The sequence below is a fragment of the Goekera deserti genome (assembly GCF_010685995.1).
Classification (GTDB): Bacteria; Actinomycetota; Actinomycetes; order Mycobacteriales; family Geodermatophilaceae; genus Goekera; species Goekera deserti.
In genome coordinates, this window is record NZ_JAAGWK010000004.1 from 15830 (window position 1) to 37402 (window position 21573).

Sequence of the window (21573 nt, forward strand, 5' to 3'; positions counted from 1 at the left end):
GGATCGGCTGCGGCGGCGAGCCTTAGCGTGACTGCGCCGCCACGTGGCCCGGGACCGGGCCGTAGCGGTTCGGCTCCGGGCGGCTGCCGAGCAGACCGACGGTCACGAACAGGACGAACGTGCCCAGCCCCGGCAGCAGGTTCCACAGCAGCCACCAGGCGGAGTGGTCGCGGTCGTGCAGCCGGGTGACCATCGCCGCCACGGCCGGGGCCAGCAGCACCAGCGCGCTCACCACGGTCACCGGGCCGCCCTGCTGCGGGCCGGGCCAGAGCAGCGAGATGCCGCTGTCGCGGTCCAGACGCGGGTAGCTGTCCGGGAACCAGGCCGTGTCCACCGCGGGGGCGACGACCCCGAGCACCAGCAGCAGGAGCAGGTAGCGCAGCCACCAGTCGCGGCGCCGCAGCCGGCCGGTCGGCACCAGCCAGCTCACCGGACCGGCTCCCGGCAGCCGCTGGCCAGTGCGCGCTGCGCCGCGGCGAGCACCGCGGTCACCTCCCGGCCGACGCCGACGTCGCAGGGGTGCACGCCGCCGGTCAGCGCGGCGGCCGACAGCTCGTCGACCGCGACCTGGTGCGCGCCTACGGCGCTGTCGTCGCCTTCGGGCAGCAGCACCAGCCGCCCGCCCTCCCCGTGCAGCCAGACCTCGCTGCCGCCGGACAGCGGTGCCGCGGTCAACGAGAGCGTCACGGTGCTCGCGGCGCCGCCCTCGTGCCGCAGCACCAGGTGCACGGTGTCGCCCAGCCCGCCACCGGCCTGCACCGAGGTGACCGGACCGAGCGCCGGCACCAGCAGCGACAGGGCGTGCGGGCCGAGGTCCCACAGCGCGCCGTGCTCCAGCCGCCAGGCACTGTCCCCGAACGGGGTGCCTGCCACCGAGCCCAGCCAGCTGACCGCCCCACCCGCCAGCGGGGTGCGCGCCGCCTGCGCCAGCCAGGTCGACGTCGCCGCGTGGAAGCGGGCGGCGAAGAAGACGACGGACCCTACGCCGGCGAGGCGCACGGCGTCCGCCACCCGGTCGGCGTCGGCGACGGTGAGCGCGACCGGCTTCTCCAGCAGCAGGTGCCGGCCCGCCTCGGCTGCCTGGACGGCCAGCGGTACCTGCACGTCCGGCGGCACCGCGATCGAGACGGCGTCGACCCGGTCCAGCAGGTCGGCCAGGTCGGTGCTGCCCGGGACGTCGAACTCGGCCCCGGCGGCGTCGGCGCGGGCAGCGTCCCGGCCCCACACCGCGACCAGCTCGGCGGTGGGGTGGGCGCGCAGCGCCGCGGCGTGCACGGTGCGCGCCCAGTGACCGGTGCCCAGCACCCCGAAGCGCATGCCCGCCCCCGCCCTGTCCCCGACCTCCCGGGTCAGACCGCGCCGAACTGGCGGTCGCCGGCGTCCCCGAGGCCCGGGACGATGTAGGCGTTCTCGTTCAGGCCCTCGTCGATGCTGGCGGTGAACACCCGCAGCGGCACCCCGCTCTCCTCCAGCCGGCGCAGCCCCTCGGGCGCGGCGAGCGCGCAGAGCACCGTGATCGAGGTGGCGCCGCGGGAGGTGAGCAGACCGAAGCAGTGCACCAGCGATCCACCGGTGGCCAGCATCGGGTCGAGCAGGAACACGTCCCGGTCCACCAGGGTCTCGGGCAGCGAGGCCATGTAGGCCTCGGGGGAGAAGGTGACCTCGTTGCGGGCCAGGCCGACGAAGCCCATCTGCGACTCCGGCAGCATGCCGTGCGCGGTGTCGGCCATGCCGAGGCCGGCCCGCAGCACCGGCACGATCAGCGGCGGCGCGGCCAGCCGGTAGCCCGTCGTCGAGGTGACCGGGGTCTGGATGGTCGACTCGGCGAGCGCCAGGTCCCGGGTGGCCTCGTAGACCAGCATCTGGGTGAGGTCGCGCAGCGCGGCGCGGAACGCGGCGTTGCCGGTGCGTTCGTCCCGCATCGTCGACAGGCGGGCGCGGGCGAGCGGGTGGTCCACCACGGTGAGCTGCACGCGCGACACCGTATCCGCCACCACCCTCCCGCCGTCATGGCCATGGAGGCGGCGCAGAAGTGGCCGTCATGGCGGGAGCGGGTGGTGCGCCCGGGTGCGGCGGCAGGGGATCAGGGGGCGACGGCGAGGAAGAGGAAGGCCGCCAGCAGCACCAGGTGCACCGCGCCCTGCAGCCGGGTCGCCCGCCCGGGCACCACGGTGAGCACGCCGACGACGACGGTGACGGCGAGCAGCACCGTCTGGGTCGGGCCCAGCCCCAGCAGCAGCGGGCCGTCGAGCCAGACGGTGGCCAACGCGATCGCGGGGATCGTGAGCCCGATGCTGGCCATCGCCGAGCCGAATGCCAGGTTGAGGCTGGTCTGCACACGGTCCCGGACCGCCGACCGGCCGGCGGAGATGGTCTCCGGCAGCAGCACGAGCAGCGCGATGACCACGCCGACGAACGACTGCGGGGCGCCCGCCGCCGCCACCCCCGCCTCGATGGACGGCGAGAGCACCTTCGCCAGGCCGACCACCGCCACCAGCGCCACGACCAGCAGCCCCAGCGAGGTGAGCGCCGTCCGCGGCGAGGGCCGCTCGGCGTGCGCGTCGTCGCCGAGGACCTCACCGGCGGGCGTCACCGGCAGGAAGAAGTCGCGGTGCCGGACGGTCTGGGTCACCACGAACGCGCCGTACACGGCCAGCGACGCCACCGCCGCGAACGCCAACTGCGCCGGGGAGAACTCCGGTCCGGGGCGCGACGTCGTCGAGGTGGGCAGCACGAGGGTGAGCACGGCGAGGGTGGCCACGGTCGCCAGCGCCGCACCGGTGCCCTCGGCGTTGAAGGACACCAGCCCGTGCCGCAGCGCCCCGAGCAGCAGGGACAGGCCGACGATGCCGTTGCAGGTGATCATCACCGCGGCGAAGACGGTGTCCCGCGCCAGCGACGCCGTCTCCGGCCCGCCGGACACCATCAGCGTCACGATCAGCCCGACCTCGATGACGGTGACCGCGACCGCGAGCACCAGCGACCCGAACGGCTCGCCCACCCGGAGTGCCACGACCTCCGCGTGGTGCACCGCGGCGAGCACGGCACCCATGAGCACCACGCCCACCACCACGGCCACCGGCACGGCGAGGTCGCGGCCCCAGCTCGCCGCCAGGACCACCATCGCCAGCACCGGGGCGGCGGTCGTCCAGGACGTCAGCGGGGAACCGGTCGAGATGGCCATGCCCACCACGCTGGCACACCCGTGCCCGGCCACGTCCGGCACCGCGGGGCGCAGGGGATGATGGCCGCCATGACCCACGTGCTCGACGCGGACGCGCTGTCCGGCGCGCCGTCCCCGACGCCGTCCGGTGACGGCCCTCCCGCCCCGTTCCGCGACGTCGTCGCCTCCGACTCCGCCTTCCGCGCCTTCCTGCACGGCCTGCCCGGCGTCGACCAGGTCGGCGCGCAGGCCCGCACGGCGGTGCTCGGCACCCGATCGATCAAGACGACGGCGAAGGCCTGGGCCATCGACACCGCCATCTCCATGGTCGACCTGACCACGCTGGAGGGCTCGGACACCCCGGGCAAGGTGCGCTCGCTGGCCGCCAAGGCCCGGCGCCCCGACCCGGAGGACCCCACGTGCCCGCCGGTCGCCGCGGTCTGCGTCTACGGCGACCTGGCCGGGGTGGCCAGCGAGGCGCTGGCCGGCACGGGCATCCACACCGCCGCCGTCGCCACCGCCTTCCCGAGCGGGCGGGCCAGCCGGGAGGTGAAGCTGGCCGACGTCCGCGACGCGGTGGGCAACGGCGCCGACGAGATCGACATGGTCATCGACCGCGGGGCGTTCCTGGCCGGGCGCTACCTCGACGTCTACGAGGAGATCGTCGCGGTCAAGCAGGCCTGCGGGACCGCGCACCTCAAGGTCATCCTGGAGACCGGCGAGCTGGTCACCCTGGACAACGCCCGCCGCGCGTCCTGGCTGGCGATGCTGGCCGGCGGTGACTTCATCAAGACCTCCACCGGCAAGGTGTCCCCCGCGGCGACCCTGCCGGTCTGCCTGGTGATGCTGGAGGCGGTCCGCGACTTCCGCGCCACCACCGGCGTCCAGATCGGCGTCAAGCCCGCCGGCGGCATCCGCACCACCAAGGACGCCGTCAAGCACCTGGTGCTGATCAACGAGACCGTCGGCGCGGACTGGCTGTCCCCGGAGTGGTTCCGCTTCGGCGCCTCCAGCCTGCTCAACGACCTGCTCCTGCAGCGCCAGAAGCTCCGCACCGGCCACTACTCCGGCCCCGACCACGTGAGCATCGACTGATGGGGACCGACTGATGACCAGCCTGTTCGAGTACGCACCGGCCCTGGAGTCCCGCTCCATCGTCGACATCCGGCCGAGCTACGGCCTGTTCGTGGACGGCGAGTTCACCGAGGGCGGCGGCACACCGCTGAAGACGGTCGACCCGGCCACCGAGGAGGTGCTGAGCGAGGTCGCCACCGGCACCGACGCCGACGTCGACCGCGCGGTCAAGGCCGCCCGGCGCGCCTTCACCCGCACCTGGGGCCCGATGCGCCCGGCCGACCGCGGCAAGTACCTGTACCGGATCGCCCGGCTGCTGCAGGAGCGGGCCCGGGAGTTCGCCGTCCTGGAGTCCCTGGACAACGGCAAGCCGATCCGGGAGTCCCGCGACGTCGACCTGCCCCTGGCCGCGGCGCACTTCTTCTACCACGCCGGCTGGGCGGACAAGCTCGACCACGTGGGCCTGGGCAGCAGCCCCCGCCCGCGCGGGGTCGCCGGCCAGGTGATCCCGTGGAACTTCCCGATGCTGATGCTGGCGTGGAAGGTCGCCCCGGCCCTGGCGACCGGCAACACCGTCGTCCTCAAGCCGGCCGAGACGACGCCGTTGACGGCGCTGCTGTTCGCCGAGGTCTGCCAGCAGGCCGACCTGCCGCCGGGCGTGGTCAACATCGTCACCGGCGCGGGTGACACCGGCCGGGCCGTCGTCGAGCACCCGGACGTCGACAAGGTCGCGTTCACCGGCTCCACCGAGGTGGGCCGGTCGATCGCCCGCGCGGTGGCCGGCACCCGCAAGTCGGTCACCCTGGAGCTGGGCGGCAAGGCGGCGAACATCGTCTTCGACGACGCCCCGGTCGACCAGGCCGTCGAGGGCATCGTGCGCGGCATCTTCTTCAACCAGGGCCACGTGTGCTGCGCCGGTTCCCGGCTGCTGGTGCAGGAGTCGGTGCACGACGAGGTGGTCGCCTCGCTGCAGCGCCGGATCGGCACGCTGCGGGTGGGCGACCCGCTGGACAAGAACACCGACATCGGCGCGATCAACTCCGCGGCACAGCTGGCCCGGATCACCGAGCTGACCGGCATCGGCGAGACCGAGGGCGCCACCTGCTGGCAGCCCGACGGCGTGCTGCCCGACCGGGGCTTCTGGTTCAAGCCGACCGTGTTCACCGACGTCTCCCCCGCCATGAGGATCGCCCGCGACGAGGTGTTCGGGCCGGTGCTGTCGGTGCTCACCTTCCGCACCCCCGACGAGGCCGTCGCCAAGGCGAACAACACGACCTACGGGCTGTCGGCCGGCATCTGGAGCGAGAAGGGCTCCCGGATCCTCTCCATCGCCAGCAGGCTGCGGGCCGGCGTCGTCTGGGCCAACACCTTCAACGAGTTCGACCCCACGTCGCCCTTCGGCGGCTACAAGCAGTCCGGGTACGGCCGCGAGGGTGGCCGGCACGGGCTCACCGCCTACCTGAAGGGGGCCTCCGAGTGAGCACCGACCGGCTCGAGGTGCGCAAGACCTACAAGCTCTACCTGGGCGGGAAGTTCCCCCGCTCGGAGTCCGGTCGCACCTACCCGGTGACCGACGCCCGCGGCCGGTTCGTCGCCAACGCCGCCTGGGCCTCCCGCAAGGACGCCCGGGACGCCGTCGTCGCCGCGCGGGCCGCCGTCGCCGGCTGGTCCGGGGCCACCGCCTACAACCGCGGCCAGGTGCTCTACCGGGTGGCCGAGGTCATGGAGGGCCGCGCCGCGCAGTTCGCCGATGAGGTCGCCGCCGGTGAGGGGCTGTCCGCCGCCCGCGCCCGCGCGTCGGTGGACGCCGCGATCGACCGGTGGGTCTGGTACGCGGGCTGGACCGACAAGCTCAGCGCCGTGCTCGGCGGCACCAACCCGGTGGCCGGCCCCTACTTCGACTTCTCGATCCCGGAGCCGTCCGGGGTGGTCGCCGTGCTGGCGCCGCAGCGCTCCTCGCTGCTCGGCCTGGTCAGCGTGCTGGCCCCGGTGCTCGCCACCGGCAACACCGCCGTCGTGGTCACCAGCCACGACCGGCCGCTCCCGGCGGTGACCCTGGGTGAGGTGCTGGCCACCTCCGACGTGCCCGGGGGCGTGGCGAACCTGCTCACCGGGGACGCCGCCGAGATCGGCCCGTGGCTGGCCGAGCACGCTGACGTCGACGGCATCGACCTGACCGGCGCACCGACCCGGCTGGCCATGGAGCTGGAGCGGTCGGCTGCGGGCACGCTGAAGCGGGTGCTCCGCGGGACGGCCGAGGAGCCGGACTGGAGCGCCGACCCCGGCCTGTCCCGGATGACACCGTTCCTGGAGACGAAGACGGTGTGGCATCCGATCGGGTTGTGAGGCCTCGTCCCGGGTCCCGCCCTGAGCGTGCGAAGGGTGGGGAGGACGAGGTCCTCCCACCGGCATCCGATCGGTCTGTGACGCCCGGGGCCCGGGTAGGCGAGCCCCTCCCCCGGGCCTCCGGTCGGCCTCGGAGGAACCGGGCAGCGGGCACACGGGGTCATCGGGCAGGATCACCCCGTGGCCAGGCCCAGCATCGTCCCGATCGCCCTCACCATCGACGACCGCACCGGCTACACCCTGTGGGCCCCACCCTGGGACGAGGACGGCGAGGAGTGGCAGGCCTTCCTCGGCAGCACCGCTGACGGCGTCGCCCGGGTGCACCTGTTCCCGAGCCCCGCGGCGCTGGCGGCGTTCTGCCGCACCGCCCGCGACCACGACCTCGTCGACCACCCGGTGTGGCCGGTCGTCGTCGGCCTCGGCGCCGCCGACCTCACCCCGGACGACGACCACCGCTACGACCTGGACGCCGTCTACGACATCGCCGCGGAGAACCCGGACCGCTGGGCCGTGGAAGAGCTGGCGGCCACGCTGGACATCGTCGGCCGGCTCGCCGAGTGCCTCGACGTCGAGGACGACGAGGACGACGAGGACGACCCCGCCCCGCGCACTGCCGCGGCCGCCCCGGCCGCCGACGCCGACGCCGACGCCGCACCTGTCGAGGACGACGACGAGGACGAGGACGACGGCGAGTTCGAGGCGCTCGCGGAGCTGATGTCCCGGCCCGAGACCGCGCTGCTGTCCCTTGGGATCGAGGCGTTCCTGGGCCGTGCCGGCGAGGAGGCCTGGATCCGCCTGGGCACGGCGCTGGACGAGCTGTGGGAGGACGTGCTCGAGGAGCTGTCGGACCACCTGGACCTGACCGACGCCGCCGGCGTCGAGCTCGGCGCCTACCCGTCGGCCGCCGAGGAGGCCGAGCGGGACGACGACCCCGAGGAGCTGGACGACGAGGACGACGACGCCCCGTCCGCCGTCAGTGCCCCGGCAGCCACCCGACCGCCCACGAGCGCACCCGCCGCGGTCGCCGGCGGGCTGGGCAGCGGCAGCCGGGTGACCGCGACGACCGCCGAGGTGTCCGCGGCCGCCGAGTTCTGGGAGGGCGTCGGGATCCTGCCCGTGGAGGTCGTCGTCCCCGAGGGGGCCGGGCTCACGCTGCGCTGCTACGTCGACGACGAGGCGCGGTTCCTCGGCCGGGACGGCGAGGTGTTCCTCTTCGCCACACCGGAGGACCTGTCCCGCTTCGTGGACGGCGACGAGCAGCACGACCTCTCCGACATCGCCTCGTGGGTGGAGGTCGTGGCCACCGACGCCCGCCCGCTGCCCGCCGACCAGGACCGCTACGACCTGGTCGGTTTCGGCGACGTGCTGCAGGAGGTGGCCGACGGCGCTGCCGGGCTGGTGCCCCTGGAGGCGTTGCTGCAGCCGGTCGAGGGCGTCCGCGACCTCGCCGAGTACGCCGGCCTGGACCGCGTCGAGCCGCTGCTGGCGCCCAGCACGCCGCTGGGGCAGGCCCTGACCCGCGCCGAGCAGAGCCCGCAGGCCACGCTCACCGCCGCGGACGCCGCCGTCCTCGCGCCGGCGTGGCGGACGCTGACCACCGAGGTCGGCAGCGCGCTGGTCTTCCGCGACTAGGCGCGACCGCCCCGGTCGCCGACAGCACGCCGGGGTGTTCTTAGGACAGGCTAGCCTGAGCGCCCGTCCTGCCCTGCTGTCGAGGAGTCCGCCCCGTGCACCGCTCGTCCCGTCTCACCGCCCGTCTCGCCGTCGTCGGCGCCCTCGTCGCGGGGCTGACCGCCTGCGGCGGATCGGACGACACGGCACCGGCCGCCGGCTCGTCCTCGTCGGGTGCGTTCCCGGTCAGCATCGACACGAAGTTCGGCACCACGGAGATCCCGGCCGAGCCCGAGCGCGTGGTCACCGTCGGCTTCAACGACCAGGACTTCGTGCTCGCGCTCGGCGTGACCCCGGTCGGCGAGCGGGAGAACCTCGGCGACTACGACGCCACCGCCCGCCCCTGGGCCCAGGACCTGCTGCCGGCGGAGGAGATCCCGACCGTCGGCGCCGAGGAGATCGACCTGGAGGCCGTCGCCGCGCTGCAGCCCGACCTGATCGTCGGCGTCTACTCCTTCATCGACCGGGCCACCTACTACCAGCTGGCGAAGATCGCCCCGACGCTCGCGCAGACCGGCGAGCACCCCGACGGCGCCACCCCCTGGCAGGAGCAGACGCTGCTGACCGGCCAGGCGCTGGGCCGGGAGGACGAGGCGCAGGCGCTGGTCGACGACGTCGAGGGCCGCTTCGCGCAGGCGGTCGCCGACAACCCCGGCTTCACCGGCAGCTCGATGGCCGTGGACCTGACCGGGGTGGGCTCCGGGCACTACCTGCTGGGTGCCGACGACCTGCGCACCCAGTTCTTCGCCGACCTCGGCTTCACCGTGCCCGACGCCAGCACCGACGTCAGCCCGGAGCGGCTGGACCTGCTGGAGGCCGACGTGCTCGCCGTGAACGGCTACGACCACGCCGACGCCGACGCCGACGCGCTGTTCTCCGCCCTCGACGTCGTGACGCAGCGCCGCACCGTGCTGCTCGGCGGCTACGCCGGTGACGTGTCCGCCGCGCTCGGCTTCGGCAGCCCGCTGTCGCTGCCGTTCCTGCTGGACCGGGTCGTGCCCGCCCTGGCCGCCGCCGCCGACGGCGACCCGGCCACCCCCGTGCCCGCCCTCACCTGACCTGCTCCCGCCAGCCCAGCTGCTCCAGTCACCGGTGATCATGGACCTGCGTGAGGGACGCGCCAGCGTGTCGCTCACGCAGGTCCATGATCACCGCAGGAGCCAGCAGGCGAGCAGGGCTGGCCGGGAGGGGGCGGGCCCGCGGAGCGGGCTCGCCGGGGGTGCCCGGACAGACGACAGCGGCCGGCCCCGGGGTACCCGGGACCGGCCGCTGTCAGGCCCCGGTGCAGGGTCCCGGCCGGCGCGGAGCGTCGGCCGGGGGCACCGGGGCCCTTCGTCAGTCGCTGAAGCGCGCCGGGCGGCTGGTGGGCCGGCCGGTGGAGCGGTAGCCCTCGCCCTGCGGGCGGGGACCCGCGGGGCGACGGTCGCGGCCGTCACCACTGGGACGACGGTCACCGAAGGACGGCCGGTCGCTGCGGGCACCGCGGTCGGGGGCGGGACGGCGGTCGCCGTAGGAGCCACCGGTCGAGCGCTCACCGTAGGACGAGCTCGAGGAACGCTCGCCGTAGGAGCGACCACCCGAGGACGGGCGGCCACCGTCGCGGCGGGGACGCCCGCCGCCGGCACCGGCCGGACGGCTCGAGCGCACCGGGCGCTGCACCGGCTCCACGTGCACGCCGCTGGCGACGAGCTCGCCGATCGGGGCGTCGCCCGGACGGATCCGGCTGACGCCGGTGTCGATGCCGGCCTGGCGGAAGCGGCGCTTGGCCTGGCCCACCTGGTCGGGCAGCAGCAGCGAGACGACCTTGCCGCCGGCACCCGCGCGGGCCGTGCGGCCGGAGCGGTGCAGGTAGGTCTTGTGGTCGGCCGGCGGGTCGTAGTGCACGACCAGCGAGACGTCGTCGACGTGGATGCCGCGGGCGGCGACGTCGGTGGCCACGAGCACCGGGCTGCGGGCGTCGGTGAACGCCTCCAGCGCGCGGCGGCGGGCGGCCTGCGGCAGGCCACCGTGGATGGCCTCCGCACCGATGCCGAGAGCCTGCAGGTTGCCGGCGAGCCGGTCGGCGCCGTGCTGGGTGCGCACGAAGACGATGGTGCGGCCCGGGCGGGCGGCGATCTGCTCGGTCACCTTGAGCTTGTCCGGGAAGGACACGCTGTAGGCGACGTGCTCGGCCGGCGGGGCGGCGTCGGCGGCGGTGACCACCGAGTGACGCGCCGGGTCCTTGAGGTAGCGGCGGACCAGGGTGTCGACCTCGCCGTCCAGCGTGGCCGAGAACAGCAGCCGCTGGCCGTCGTTGCGGGTCTGGTCGAGCAGCTCCTTGACCACCGGCAGGAAGCCGAGGTCGGACATGAAGTCGGCCTCGTCGATGATCGCGATCGAGACCTCCTCGAGGGAGCACTCGCGCTGGTTGATCAGGTCCTGCAGCCGGCCCGGGGTGGCGATGACGACGTCCACGCCGCGGCGCAGCTGCTGGATCTGGCGGTACATCGAGGCACCGCCGTACACGGCGGCCAGCTGGACGCCGATCGACTGCGCCAGCGGGGCCAGCGCGTCGTGCACCTGCTGGGCCAGCTCACGGGTGGGCACGAGGACCAGGCCGCGGGGGGCGCGGCGGCCCTGCAGCGGCTCGGCGCCGAGGCGGGCCAGCAGCGGCAGGCCGAAGGCCAGCGTCTTGCCGGAACCGGTGGCGGCCTTGCCCAGCACGTCGCGCCCGGCGAGGGCGTCCGGCAGGGCCACGGTCTGGATGGCGAACGGGTGGGTGATCCCCTTGCGCTCCAGGGCGGTCACCAGCGGCTGGGGCAGGCCCAGCTGGGCGAAGCTCGGCCCGGTGGGCTCGGCTGCGGGAGTGGGGGCGTCGGAGGCGGTGGCCTCGGTGACGGGGGCGTCCGAGGCGGTGACCTCGGGGGCGTCCTGGGTGGTGTTCGTCTGGGTGTCGACAGGGTGGAGCAGGGACATTCTGGAGGGACTCCGATGTATCGGGGTGCGTCCCGTACGTGGTGCGGGGCGGCCCGGTGTCGACGGAGCTGCCCTCACTGGCGATCGGCCGCGTCGGTGTGACGTGGGATCTGCACGGTGCGCATGTACCCGGACAGGACCGTCCGGGAGGATGGCCGGCGACGCCGACTCGCTCAGGTTAGCAGCGTGGTGCCACTCGGCATTCCCCTGAGCAGGGTGTGCGCGGTCACCCACCCCGGACGGAGGCCTCGCGCAGCGCCGCGAACCCCGGCCGGACGACGTCGGCGAGCAGCGCCGCCCGCTCCGCCTCGCCCACGAACGCGGCAGCCAGCGCCCGCTCCGTGACCGTCTGGACGTCGTCCCAGCCCCACCCGTGGACGGCGGCGACGTCGGCCAGCTCGCTGGTCGCCGAGACCCCGCTCATCAGCCGGTTGTCGGTGTTCACCGTCACCGCGAAGCCGAGCCGGCGCAGCCGGTCGACCGGGTGCTCGGCCAGGCTCGGGTACGCCCCGGTCTGCACGTTGGACGACGGCGCCAGCTCCAGCACCACGCCCTCGTCGCGGACCCGCCGGGCCAGCTCCCCAAGCGTCCCGTCGGCGGACACCTCGTCGGCGATCCGCACCCCGTGGCCCAGCCGCTCGGCCCGGGCGCCGTCCAGCGCGGCCCGGATCGAGTCGGTGCCGGCGGCCTCACCGGCGTGGATCGTGCGGTGCGCGCCGGCGTCGTCCAGCAGCGCGATCGCCGAGGGGTGCCGGTCCGGCGGGAAGCCGATCTCCGGGCCGGCCAGGTCGAAGCCCACGACCCCGGCGTCGCGGTAGCGGACCACCAACCCGGCCACCTCGTCCCAGCGGTCGGCCTGGCGCATCGCGCACAGCAGCGCCGTCACCCGGACCGGCGTGCCGGAGACCGCGGCCTCCGCGCAGCCGGCGGCGAACCCGTCGAGCATCGCCTCCACGGCCGCCTCGATCGCCAGGCCCCCGGCGGTGGACAGCTCCGGCGCGTAGCGCACCTCGGCGTAGACGACGCCGTCCGCAGCGAGGTCCAGGGCGCACTCCCGGGCCACCCGGTGCAGGCCCTCCGGGCGCTGCAGCACCGCGACGGTGTGCGCGAACGTCTCCAGGTAGCGCACCAGCGAGCCCGAGTCGGCCGACTCGCGGAACCAGCGGCCCAGTGCGTCGGCGTCCGACGCGGGCAGGTCGCGGTAGCCGGCCTCGTCCGCCAGCTCGAGGATCGTGCTGGGGCGCACACCGCCGTCCAGGTGGTCGTGCAGCAGGACCTTGGGGGCGCGGGCGATCGACTCGTGCGTGAGTGGGGCGGGCATTGTCCGATTGTCGTCCTCCGGACTCCGACCGCGGCCAGGAGCCCTCCCGCGGCGGCGGCGAGCGTGTCCGCCTCCTCGGGGGACCCTCCGGGCCCCCACTCGATCGGGGACCCGTTGCCGGCGCGGGGCGGCCGGGCTCAGCTATGTCCGGCCAGGTGCACCAACGCTGGTGAGCTTGGCGGGACGGTGATCAGCTCAGCTGATCGACGCTGCCGGTCGGCGGCGTCAGCGGTCGGCGCGGTCGACCCAGCGGAAGGTGCGCACGCAGAGCACCAGGCCCAGCACGCACCACAGGCCCAGGACGAGGGCGACCCGGCCCAGCTCCCAGGTGCCGGCCGGCTCCTCGGCGGCCAGCTCCGCGGGCAGGAACACCGAGCGCAGGCCCTGGGCCATCCACTTCACCGGGAACAGCGAGGCGACGGTCTGCAGCCAGGTGGGCACCTGGGAGAACTGGATGAACACCCCCGAGATGAACTCCAGCATCAGCGCCAGCGGCGTGATCATCGCCGAGGCGGACCGGCCGCTGCGGGCCAGGCTGGACACGGCGATGCCGACCAGCGTGCAGGCCGCCGCCCCGAGCAGCACGACCCAGGTGAAGGTGAGCCACTGCGTGCCCGAGGGCAGGTCGATGCCGTAGACCAGCACCCCCACCGCCAGCAGGACGCCGACGGTCACCACCGTGACGGCGAGGACCTGCACGATCTTGCCCACGAAGTAGGCGCTCGGCGGCATCGGCGTGCCGGCCAGGCCCTTGAGCGTGCCGTCGGACCGCTCGCCGGCGATGTGGATGGCCATGTTCTGCAGGCTGGAGCCGACCACGCCCGCGGTGACCACGCCGGCCATGAAGTACTGCGGGAACGTCACGCCGTAGCCGATGTCGTAGTCGAGCACCGCGCCCAGGCCGAGCAGCAGCACCACCGGGAAGAAGACGGTGAAGACCACCGACTCCCGCTGCCGGAAGAACTCCTTGACCTCCACGCCGGCGCGGGTGCGGTAGACCGACCCCAGCGACGGCAGCGCCGGGTGCTGCTGCAGCGCGCTCATGCCGGCACCTCCTCGGCGGCGGGTTCGGCGATCATGGTCAGGTACACGTCCTCCAGGGTCGGCCGGGCGACCGACAGCTCGGGCACCTCCCCGCCCAGGCGGGCGGCCAGGTCCAGCACGAACGCCGTCGGGGTGGCGGTGTCCGCCGACCGGCGCCGGCCGTCCTCGCTCCAGCGGACCACCGCCGGCGCCCGTCCCCGGCCGCCCAGCTCAGCCGGTACGGCGACCTCGACCAGCCGGCCGCGGGTGATCACCCCGACCCGGTCGGCCAGCGCCTCGGCCTCGTCCAGGTAGTGCGTGGTGAGCAGGATCGTGGTGCCGAGGTCGCGCAGCGAACGGATCAGCTCCCAGAAGCGGCGGCGCGCCTCGGGGTCGAAGCCGGTGGTCGGCTCGTCCAGGAACAGCATGGCGGGCCGGCCGACGATCCCCAGGGCCACGTCGAGCCGGCGGCGCTGGCCGCCGGACAGGGTGCGGCCGCGGGCCCCGGCCTTGTCACCCAGCCCGACCAGCTCCAGCACCTCCGCGGGGTCCCGCGGGTCGGCGTAGTAGGCGGCCTGGGCGCCGAGCAGCTCCAGGCAGCTGAGCGCCGAGTCGCCCGCGCCGCTCTGCAGCACGATGCCGATGCCCGCCTTCCACGCCCGGCCGCCGACGGCCGGGTCGACACCCAGCACCCGCACCTCGCCGCCGTCCCGGTCGCGGTGGCCCTCGCAGATCTCCACCGTGGTGGTCTTGCCGGCGCCGTTCGGCCCGAGCAGCGCGAAGATCTCGCCCCGGCGGATGTCCAGGTCCAGCCCGTCGACGGCGGGCCGCTCGCCGTAGCGCTTCACCAGACCCCGGATGCTGATCGCGGCATCGTCGTCCAGCGGCTGGCTGCGGCCCGGGGCGACGGAGGTCGACGTGCTGGTCATGAGGTCACAGTGTCCACGCCCTCGCTGTGGCCCCCGGCAGGGTCCCGCCGCGAGCTCGCGCGTGGCGGGGGCCGGGGGCCCTCCTTCAGGCGGTGATCCGCTCCAGCACCAGGGGCAGCAGGACGTCGTCGGTGTCCACGCCCACCGCGCCCTCCAGGGCCTCCAGCGCCCGGGGCAGGCGCGCGGCGTCGTCGGTGTGCAGCTCCAGCAGGGGCTGCCCGGCGGTGACCTGCTCCCCCACCCCGGCGTGCCAGACCACACCGGCGGACGCCGACACCGGGTCCTCCTTGCGCGCCCGGCCCGCGCCCAGGCGCCAGGCGGCCACCCCGACCGCGTAGGCGTCCAGCCGGGTCAGCGTGCCGGTGGCCGGCGCGGTGACCACGTGCCGCTCCCGCGGCTGCGGCAGCGCCGCGTCCGGGTCGCCGCCCTGGGCGGCGATCATCGCCCGCCACGCGTCCATGGCCCGGCCCGATGCCAGCACCTCGGCCGGGTCGACGTCGGAGCGACCCACCCCGGCCAGCATCTCCCGGGCCAGAGCGAGGGTCAGCTCCACCACGTCGGCCGGGCCACCGCCGGCCAGCACCTCCACCGACTCGGCGACCTCCACGGCGTTGCCGGCGGCCCGGCCGAGCGGGCGGTCCATCGCGGTCACCAGCGCGACGGTGCGCACCCCGGCGGCCGTGCCCAGCCCGACCATGGTGCGGGCCAGCGTGCGGGCGTCGTCGGTGTCGCGCATGAACGCCCCGGAGCCGGTCTTCACGTCCAGCACCAGCGCGTCGGCGCCCTCGGCGATCTTCTTGCTCATGATCGAGCTGGCGATCAGCGGGATCGACTCCACGGTGCCGGTGACGTCGCGCAGCGCGTAGAGCAGCTTGTCCGCCGGAGCCAGGTCGTTGCCGGCGGCGCAGATCACCGCGCCGACGTCGCGCAGCTGGCCGATGTACTCGGCGTCGGTGAGCGAGGCCCGCCAGCCGGGGATCGCCTCCAGCTTGTCCAGCGTGCCGCCGGTGTGGCCCAGCCCCCGGCCGGACAGCTGCGGCACGGCCACGCCGCAGGCCGCGACCAGCGGCGCCAGCGGCAGCGTGATCTTGTCACCGACGCCGCCGGTGGAGTGCTTGTCGGCGGTGGGCCGGCCGAGGGAGGAGAGGTCCTTGCGGACACCCGAGTCGATCATCGACTGCGTCCAGACGGCGAGCTCGTCGCCGTCCATGCCGCGGAAGAAGACCGCCATCAGCAGGGCGCTCATCTGCTCGTCGGGCACCCGGCCGTCGGTGTAGGCGGCGATCACCCAGCGGATCTGCTCGGCGCTGAGCCGGTCGCCGTCCCGCTTGGCGCGGATGACGTCGATGGCGTCCATCAGGCCTCCCGCCCGGCCGCGGCCGTGTCCCCGGCAGGCCGCGTGGCGGCAGCCGCCAGGAGGTCCTCGGGGCCGAAGGCGTCGGGCAGCACCTCGCTCATCGGCACGATGCCCAGCGAGACGGTCTCGATGAGCATGGTGGCGCCGCCGTGCTCCCACAGCAGCTGCCGGCAGCGCCCGCAGGGCATCAGCGGCCGGCCGTCCCCGCCGACGCAGGCCACGGCCACCAGCCGGCCGCCGCCGCTGCGGGCCAGGTCGCTCACCATGCCGCACTCGGCGCACAGGCCGAGGCCGTAGCTGGCGTTCTCCACGTTGCAGCCGGTGACCACCCGGCCGTCGTCCACCAGGCCGGCCACGCCGACCGGGAAGGACGAGTAGGGGGCGTAGGCGTGCGTCATGGCCTCGCGGGCAGCGGTCCGCAGGGCGTCCCAGTCGACGTCCACTAGTGCTCTCCTCGTCGGTAGACCAGGCCGTCGGCCTTGGGTGGTCGCAGCCGTTGCGAGGCCAGCGACAGCACCAGCAGCGTGGTCAGGTGGGGGGTGAAGGAGACGATGCCCGGGGGCAGCTCGTCGATGAGCACGTAGGCCACGAGCGAGGCGACGGCGAACGCCCCGGCCAGCCCCGCCTGCAGCACGCGCCCCCGGTAGGCCTGGTAGGCGGCCACCCCGGCCAGCAGCACCGCGACCAGCAGCAGCAGCGCGACGACGGCGGTGCGGCTGCGCAGCTGCAGGGCGTCGGAGAAGCCGAACAGGCCCGCGCCCGCGGCCAGGCCCCCGGGCCGCCAGTTGCCGAAGATCAGCGCGGCCAGGCCGATGTAGCCCCGGCCGTTGGTCTGGCCTTCGCGGTAGATGTTGGCGATGAAGACCAGGAAGACCCCGCCCATGCCGGCCAGCGCGCCGGAGACGATCACGGCGAGGTACTTGAGCCGGTACACCGGCACGCCGAGGGAGTCCGCGGCCGCCGGGTTCTCCCCGCAGGAGCGCAGCCGCAGCCCGAAGGCGGTGCGCCACAGCAGCAGGAAGGTCAGCGGGATGAGCAGCACCGCGACGATGGTCAGCACGCCGACGTCGTTGGTCAGCCCGCGCAGCAGGCCGGCGACGTCGGAGAGCAGGAACCACCGCTTGGCCTCCAGGTCGCCCAGCAGGTCCGGCCCGGACGACAGCACCGGCAGCGACACCGTCGGTGGGCGGCTGCTCAGCGCCGGGGACTGGGTGGGCCCGCCCCCGGCGGGGTTGTCGGTGTACAGCGACTCGGACAGGAACCGCACGACGCCGGCGGCGAGGATGTTGATCGCCACGCCGGAGATGGTGTGGTCGACGCCGAAGCCCACCGTGGCCACCGCGTGCAGCAGCCCACCGAGCGCGCCCATCAGGATGCCGACGGCCAGCGCCCCGCCCCAGCCCCACTGGTAGCCGCCGTAGCCGGCGCCCCAGGTGCCCAGGATCATCATCCCGTCCAGGCCGATGTTGATCACGCCGGCGCGCTCGGCGAAGAGCCCACCGAGCCCGGCGAGCGCCAGCGGCACGGTGAGCAGCAGGGCCGCGGCGAACGTGGAGGACGACGTCAGCGCCTGCTCGCCGCTGATCACCCGCACCGCGGAGACCAGCACGATGACGCCGACCAGCAGCCAGGTCACCCGCCGGGCGCGGCCGCCACCGAGGAACAGCTCGGCGAAGGGCCCGCGGCGGGTCGCCGTCGGGGCGGCGTGCGTGGACGTGCTCATGCCGGTGCTCCCTGTCGCGTGCCGGTCGACCCTGCGTCGGCGCCCAGCCCACCGCCGGCCCCGTCCGGTGGGGCGCCGCCGCCGCCGGGCCCGCCACCGGGCCCACCGCCACCGGGTCCGCCGCCGGTGCTGCCGTCACCCGACGTCGGGGGCGAGACCGCCGGGGCAGCACCGCCCTCGGCCTGCCGGCGGGCCAGCCGCCGGGCCAGCTCGTTGGCGATGACCACCGAGAGCACGATCGTGCCCTGGATGATCGTGACCACCGAGGACGGGATCTGGGCCAGCTGCAGGGGCACCGAGGCCCGGTCCAGGAAGGCGAACAGCAGCGCGCCGAAGGCGATGCCCACCGGGTTGTTGCGGCCCAGCAGCGCCACCGCGATGCCCAGGAAGCCGAGCCCGGAGGTGAACTCCGTGCCGTACTGGTGGTCGTTGCCCAGCAGGTCGGGCAGGCCGATCATCCCCGCGATCGCACCGGAGATGAGCATCGTCTTGACCACCATGGCGCGGGCGTCGACACCGCTGGCCGACGCGGCCGACGGCGACAGGCCGCTGGCCCGCAGGTCGAAGCCGAACCGCGTGCGCTTGAGCAGCACTGCGACCACCACGCCGACGACGACGGCCACCAGCAGGAAGCCGTACAGCTGGCGGGGCGGGTTCTCCAGGCCGAGGACGTCGAGCACCCCGTTCAGGCTGGGCATCCAGCCCGACTCGCCGATCTCCTTCGTGGTGACGATGGAGGCGCCCTCCTCGCTGCCCCGCAGCGGCCCGGTGAGCAGGAAGGACGCGGAGCCGACGGCGATGAAGTTGAGCATGATCGAGCTGATCACCTCGCTGACCCCGCGGGTCACCTTCAGCACGGCCACGATGCCGGCCCAGAGCGCGCCGACCAGCATCGCGACGACGACGATGAACAGCACGTGCAGCGGGGCGGGCAGCGAGACCGCGGCGCCGGCGGCGGCGGACAGGATGGTGGCCATCCGGTACTGGCCCTCGACGCCGATGTTGAACAGGCCCATCCGGAAGGCGACGGCCACGGCGAGCCCGGCCAGGAACAGCGGCACCGCCCGGTTGAGCACGACGACGATGGCGGTGACCTGCTGCTGCGGGGTGTCCCCGAAGTCGAGCATGACCTCCAGCGCGCGGAACGGGTCCTCACCGATCGCGGCGATGACCAGCCCGGAGATCAGCACGGCGGCCACCACGGCGAGGGCGGGGGCCAGCAGGCCCTGCCCGACGCGGCGCAGCGCGCTCATCGGGCACCGGTCCCGGCGACGGCGCCGGTCATGTGCCCGCCGAGTTGCTCGGGCGTGACCTGCGCCGGGTCCAGCGTGGCGACGACGGCGCCGCGCAGCATCACGTGCAGGGTGTCGGACAGGCCGATCAGCTCGTCCAGGTCGGCGGAGATCAGCACGATGCCCATGCCCTCGGCCCGGGCGTCCTTGAGCAGCTCCCAGATCACCGACTGCGCGCCGACGTCGACGCCGCGGGTCGGGTGGGCGGCGATGAGCACCCGCGGGTGCGCGCTCATCTCCCGGCCGACGATCAGCTTCTGCTGGTTGCCGCCGGACAGGGCCACCGCCGGGGTGTCCGGTCCGGGGGCGCGCACGTCGTACTCGCTCATGATCCGGGCGGTGTCGGCCCGGGCGGCCTTGCGGTCGATGAACAGGCCCCGGCCGCGTCGGCTGGCGGCCGGCGGCCGGGTCTGGTGGCCGAGGATGCGGTTCTCCCAGAGCGGCGCGTCGAGCAGCATGCCCTGCCGGTGCCGGTCCTCCGGGATGAAGCCCACGCCGCCCTCGCGGCGGCGCCGGGTGGTCCAGGCGGTGACGTCCTCGCCGCCGAGCCGGATGGTGCCCGCGGCCAGCGGTCGCAGGCCCATGACCGCGTCGACCAGCTCGGCCTGGCCGTTGCCCTCGACGCCGGCGATGCCGACGACCTCGCCCTCGCGCACGGTGAGCGTGACGTCGTCGACGGCCGGCCGGCCGCCCGGCGAGGCCACCGTGACCCCGAGGAGCTCCAGCACCGGGGTGTCCCGGACGGTGGAGGCGCGGGTCTGCGGGGTGGGCAGCTCGGCGCCGACCATCAGCTCGGCCAGCTGCTTGGCCGTGGTCGTCGCCGGGTCGGCGGTGCCGACGGTGGTGCCGCGGCGGATGACGGTGATCGCGTCGGCGACCTTGCGCACCTCGTCCAGCTTGTGCGAGATGAAGATGACCGTCAGGCCCTCGCGCTTGAGCTCGGCGAGGTTGCCGAACAGCTCGTCGACCTCCTGCGGCACGAGCACCGCGGTCGGCTCGTCCAGGATGAGCGTGGTGGCGCCGCGGTAGAGCACCTTGGCGATCTCCACCCGCTGCCGGTCCCCGACGCCGAGGTCCTCGACCAGGTCGTCGGGGTCCAGGCCGAGCGCGTACGCCTCGGAGATCTCGCTGATCCGGCGGCGGGCACCGGCGCCGATGCCGTGCGACCGCTCCGCGCCCAGCACCACGTTCTCCAGCACGGTCAGGTTGTCGGCGAGCATGAAGTGCTGGTGCACCATCCCGATGCCGGCGGCGATCGCGTCGCCGGGGCTCTTGAACGACACCTCGCGGCCGTCCAGCAGGATCTGGCCCTCGTCGGGCCGGTGCATGCCGTAGAGCGTCTTCATCAGCGTCGACTTGCCGGCGCCGTTCTCGCCCACGATCGCGTGCACCTCGCCGCGGCGCACCCGCAGCTCGATGTCGCGGTTGGCGACCACGCCCGGGAACCGCTTCGTGATGCCGCGCAGCTCGACTGCCAGGGGGGCCGGGTCGGTCACTCGATCTCCTTCGGGGGCTGCGGGACGCGCTGACGGTACACACGCAGAACGGCGGGCCCGGGCGTGGTGCACACCGCCCGGACCCGCCGATCGACCGACCCGTCGCAGCGACGGGCCGTCACTCGGGGACGGTGATCTCCCCGTCGATGATCTGCTGCTTGTAGTCGTCGATCTGGGACTGGATGTCCTCGATGAAGCCACCGGAGGTGGCCAGGCCGACGCCGTCGGTGGAGAGGTCGTTGACCACGTCGGTGCCGCCCTCGACGGAGCCGTCGGCGAAGTCGGTGATGAACGCCTGGACGGCGAGGTCGACCCGCTTCAGCACCGAGGTCATGATCACCGGCTGGAGCGCCGGGTCGTCGACCGACTCGTACTGGTCGGAGTCGACCCCGATGGCCCGCTTGCCGGAGGCCACGGCGGCCTGGAAGACACCGATGCCGGAACCGCCGGCGGCGGCGTAGACGATGTCGGCACCGCCGTCGTAGATGCCCTGGGCCACGATCTGGCCGCGGGCCGGGTCGTTGAACCCGGAGAAGTCACCGGCCGGGGAGATGTACTGCGAGGTGACGACGATGTCCGGCTTGACCGCCTTGGCGCCGGCCTCGTACCCCGCCTGGAAGCTCTGGATCAGCGGGGTCTCGACGCCGCCGACGAAGCCGACCTGGCCGGTCTCGCTCTTCAGCGCGGCCGCGACGCCACCGAGGAAGGAACCCTGGTTGGCCGCGAACAGCAGGCCGGTCATGTTGTCCGGGTTGCCGGCGTCGTCGACCGAGCCGTCGACCTGGGCGAAGGTCACGTCCGGGTACTGCTCGGCGACCTCGCCGATCACGTCGCTGTAGGCGAACCCCACGGCGATGACCGGGTTGTAGCCCTGGTCGGCCAGCTGGGTCAGCAGGTCGGCGCGGTCGGAGGCGTCGGCGTTGGGCGAGGCCTCCTGCACCGTGCCGCCGACGTCGGCGATCGCTGCCTCGACGCCGGCGTAGGCCGAGTCGTTGAAGGACTTGTCGCCCCGGCCGCCGGTGTCGTAGGCGAGCCCGATCTTCAGGTCACCGCTCTCGGCGGAGCCGCTCGCGCCGCTCCCGGCGTCGTCGCTGTCGCTGGCACAGCCGGCCAGGGCCACGCTGCCGGCCAGCAGCAGCGCTGCAGCCTTCATCCCACGCACTCGGCGCACGACGGGTCTCCTCTCTCAACGGGCGACGGCGGCTGGACGCCGGCCGTGCCCG

The 21573-nt window shown here is 74.4% G+C and carries 19 protein-coding genes; 5 read left to right on the top strand and 14 right to left on the bottom strand.

Annotated elements, in window-relative coordinates:
• Positions 1-22: 22 nt before the first annotated feature.
• From G1H19_RS01340 to G1H19_RS01355, 4 genes are all read right to left on the bottom strand, one after another.
• On the bottom strand, positions 23-430 hold the full coding sequence (locus G1H19_RS01340) for a DUF805 domain-containing protein (RefSeq protein WP_162393240.1): 408 nt from the start codon (positions 428-430) through the stop codon (positions 23-25).
• A complete protein-coding gene (locus tag G1H19_RS01345; protein WP_152731717.1) occupies positions 427-1317 on the bottom strand; it encodes a Gfo/Idh/MocA family protein in 891 nt (296 codons plus the stop codon). The genes G1H19_RS01340 and G1H19_RS01345 overlap by 4 nt, the downstream gene beginning before the upstream one ends.
• A 32-nt stretch (positions 1318-1349) precedes the next feature.
• The gene (gene upp / locus G1H19_RS01350; RefSeq protein WP_162393239.1) at positions 1350-1973 is read right to left on the bottom strand and encodes a uracil phosphoribosyltransferase; all 624 of its coding nucleotides are present in this window, start codon (positions 1971-1973) and stop codon (positions 1350-1352) included.
• Between the two features lie 110 nt (positions 1974-2083).
• A complete protein-coding gene (locus G1H19_RS01355; protein ID WP_152731715.1) occupies positions 2084-3184 on the bottom strand; it encodes a calcium:cation antiporter in 1101 nt (366 codons plus the stop codon).
• A 21-nt stretch (positions 3185-3205) separates the two neighbouring features.
• Between G1H19_RS01355 and deoC the strand changes: the two genes are divergently transcribed.
• The 5 genes from deoC (at position 3206) to G1H19_RS01380 (ending at position 9312) form a co-directional block, all read left to right on the top strand.
• Positions 3206-4258 carry a deoxyribose-phosphate aldolase gene (gene deoC / locus G1H19_RS01360; protein WP_235928201.1) on the top strand — a complete coding sequence of 351 codons (1053 nt, stop codon included), beginning with the start codon at positions 3206-3208 and terminating at the stop codon, positions 4256-4258.
• A gap of 13 nt (positions 4259-4271) precedes the next feature.
• Complete coding sequence (locus G1H19_RS01365) at positions 4272-5717, top strand: aldehyde dehydrogenase family protein (RefSeq protein WP_202925956.1); 1446 nt, start codon at positions 4272-4274, stop codon at positions 5715-5717.
• Positions 5714-6583, top strand: coding sequence for an aldehyde dehydrogenase family protein (locus tag G1H19_RS01370; RefSeq protein WP_162393238.1), 870 nt, complete (start codon positions 5714-5716; stop codon positions 6581-6583). Before G1H19_RS01365 ends, G1H19_RS01370 begins: the two co-directional genes overlap by 4 nt.
• Positions 6584-6763: 180 nt before the next feature.
• The gene (locus G1H19_RS01375; protein ID WP_162393237.1) at positions 6764-8215 is read left to right on the top strand and encodes a hypothetical protein; all 1452 of its coding nucleotides are present in this window, start codon (positions 6764-6766) and stop codon (positions 8213-8215) included.
• Positions 8216-8310: 95 nt separating this feature from the next.
• A complete protein-coding gene (locus G1H19_RS01380; RefSeq protein WP_162393236.1) occupies positions 8311-9312 on the top strand; it encodes an ABC transporter substrate-binding protein in 1002 nt (333 codons plus the stop codon).
• Positions 9313-9589: 277 nt separating this feature from the next.
• Here the strand turns inward: G1H19_RS01380 and G1H19_RS01385 are convergent, their stop codons facing one another.
• From G1H19_RS01385 to G1H19_RS01430, 10 genes are all read right to left on the bottom strand, one after another.
• Positions 9590-11209, bottom strand: coding sequence for a DEAD/DEAH box helicase (locus G1H19_RS01385; RefSeq protein WP_152731713.1), 1620 nt, complete (start codon positions 11207-11209; stop codon positions 9590-9592).
• A 226-nt stretch (positions 11210-11435) separates the two neighbouring features.
• On the bottom strand, positions 11436-12530 hold the full coding sequence (locus G1H19_RS01390; protein ID WP_152731712.1) for an adenosine deaminase: 1095 nt from the start codon (positions 12528-12530) through the stop codon (positions 11436-11438).
• Between the two features lie 225 nt (positions 12531-12755).
• Positions 12756-13574 carry an ABC transporter permease gene (locus G1H19_RS01395; RefSeq protein ID WP_152731711.1) on the bottom strand — a complete coding sequence of 273 codons (819 nt, stop codon included), beginning with the start codon at positions 13572-13574 and terminating at the stop codon, positions 12756-12758.
• Positions 13571-14482 (bottom strand): ABC transporter ATP-binding protein, encoded by a 912-nt coding sequence (locus tag G1H19_RS01400; protein WP_202925955.1) that lies wholly within the window; start codon positions 14480-14482, stop codon positions 13571-13573. Before G1H19_RS01400 ends, G1H19_RS01395 begins: the two co-directional genes overlap by 4 nt.
• An 85-nt stretch (positions 14483-14567) precedes the next feature.
• Positions 14568-15839, bottom strand: coding sequence for a thymidine phosphorylase (locus G1H19_RS01405; RefSeq protein WP_152731710.1), 1272 nt, complete (start codon positions 15837-15839; stop codon positions 14568-14570).
• Positions 15839-16282: a cytidine deaminase gene (locus tag G1H19_RS01410; protein ID WP_162393235.1), complete on the bottom strand. Its 444-nt coding sequence runs from the start codon at positions 16280-16282 to the stop codon at positions 15839-15841. The genes G1H19_RS01405 and G1H19_RS01410 overlap by 1 nt, the downstream gene beginning before the upstream one ends.
• Entirely contained in the window at positions 16282-17562 is a 1281-nt protein-coding gene (locus tag G1H19_RS01415) for an ABC transporter permease (RefSeq protein WP_152731709.1), read from the bottom strand. The genes G1H19_RS01410 and G1H19_RS01415 overlap by 1 nt, the downstream gene beginning before the upstream one ends.
• Positions 17559-18815 carry an ABC transporter permease gene (locus G1H19_RS01420; protein WP_152731708.1) on the bottom strand — a complete coding sequence of 419 codons (1257 nt, stop codon included), beginning with the start codon at positions 18813-18815 and terminating at the stop codon, positions 17559-17561. Before G1H19_RS01420 ends, G1H19_RS01415 begins: the two co-directional genes overlap by 4 nt.
• Positions 18812-20350 carry an ABC transporter ATP-binding protein gene (locus G1H19_RS01425; protein WP_162393234.1) on the bottom strand — a complete coding sequence of 513 codons (1539 nt, stop codon included), beginning with the start codon at positions 20348-20350 and terminating at the stop codon, positions 18812-18814. Before G1H19_RS01425 ends, G1H19_RS01420 begins: the two co-directional genes overlap by 4 nt.
• Positions 20351-20468: 118 nt before the next feature.
• Positions 20469-21503, bottom strand: coding sequence for a BMP family lipoprotein (locus G1H19_RS01430; protein WP_152731707.1), 1035 nt, complete (start codon positions 21501-21503; stop codon positions 20469-20471).
• Positions 21504-21573 lie beyond the last annotated feature (70 nt).

Coding starts and splice junctions, on each gene's coding strand:
- G1H19_RS01345 (WP_152731717.1), bottom strand. CDS start 1,317: ATGCGCTTCGGGGTGCTGGGCACCGGTCACTGGGCGCGCACCGTGCAC.
- G1H19_RS01355 (WP_152731715.1), bottom strand. CDS start 3,184: ATGGCCATCTCGACCGGTTCCCCGCTGACGTCCTGGACGACCGCCGCC.
- G1H19_RS01365 (WP_202925956.1), top strand. CDS start 4,272: ATGACCAGCCTGTTCGAGTACGCACCGGCCCTGGAGTCCCGCTCCATC.
- G1H19_RS01385 (WP_152731713.1), bottom strand. CDS start 11,209: ATGTCCCTGCTCCACCCTGTCGACACCCAGACGAACACCACCCAGGAC.
- G1H19_RS01390 (WP_152731712.1), bottom strand. CDS start 12,530: ATGCCCGCCCCACTCACGCACGAGTCGATCGCCCGCGCCCCCAAGGTC.
- G1H19_RS01395 (WP_152731711.1), bottom strand. CDS start 13,574: ATGAGCGCGCTGCAGCAGCACCCGGCGCTGCCGTCGCTGGGGTCGGTC.
- G1H19_RS01400 (WP_202925955.1), bottom strand. CDS start 14,482: ATGACCAGCACGTCGACCTCCGTCGCCCCGGGCCGCAGCCAGCCGCTG.
- G1H19_RS01405 (WP_152731710.1), bottom strand. CDS start 15,839: ATGGACGCCATCGACGTCATCCGCGCCAAGCGGGACGGCGACCGGCTC.
- G1H19_RS01415 (WP_152731709.1), bottom strand. CDS start 17,562: ATGAGCACGTCCACGCACGCCGCCCCGACGGCGACCCGCCGCGGGCCC.
- G1H19_RS01420 (WP_152731708.1), bottom strand. CDS start 18,815: ATGAGCGCGCTGCGCCGCGTCGGGCAGGGCCTGCTGGCCCCCGCCCTC.
- G1H19_RS01430 (WP_152731707.1), bottom strand. CDS start 21,503: ATGAAGGCTGCAGCGCTGCTGCTGGCCGGCAGCGTGGCCCTGGCCGGC.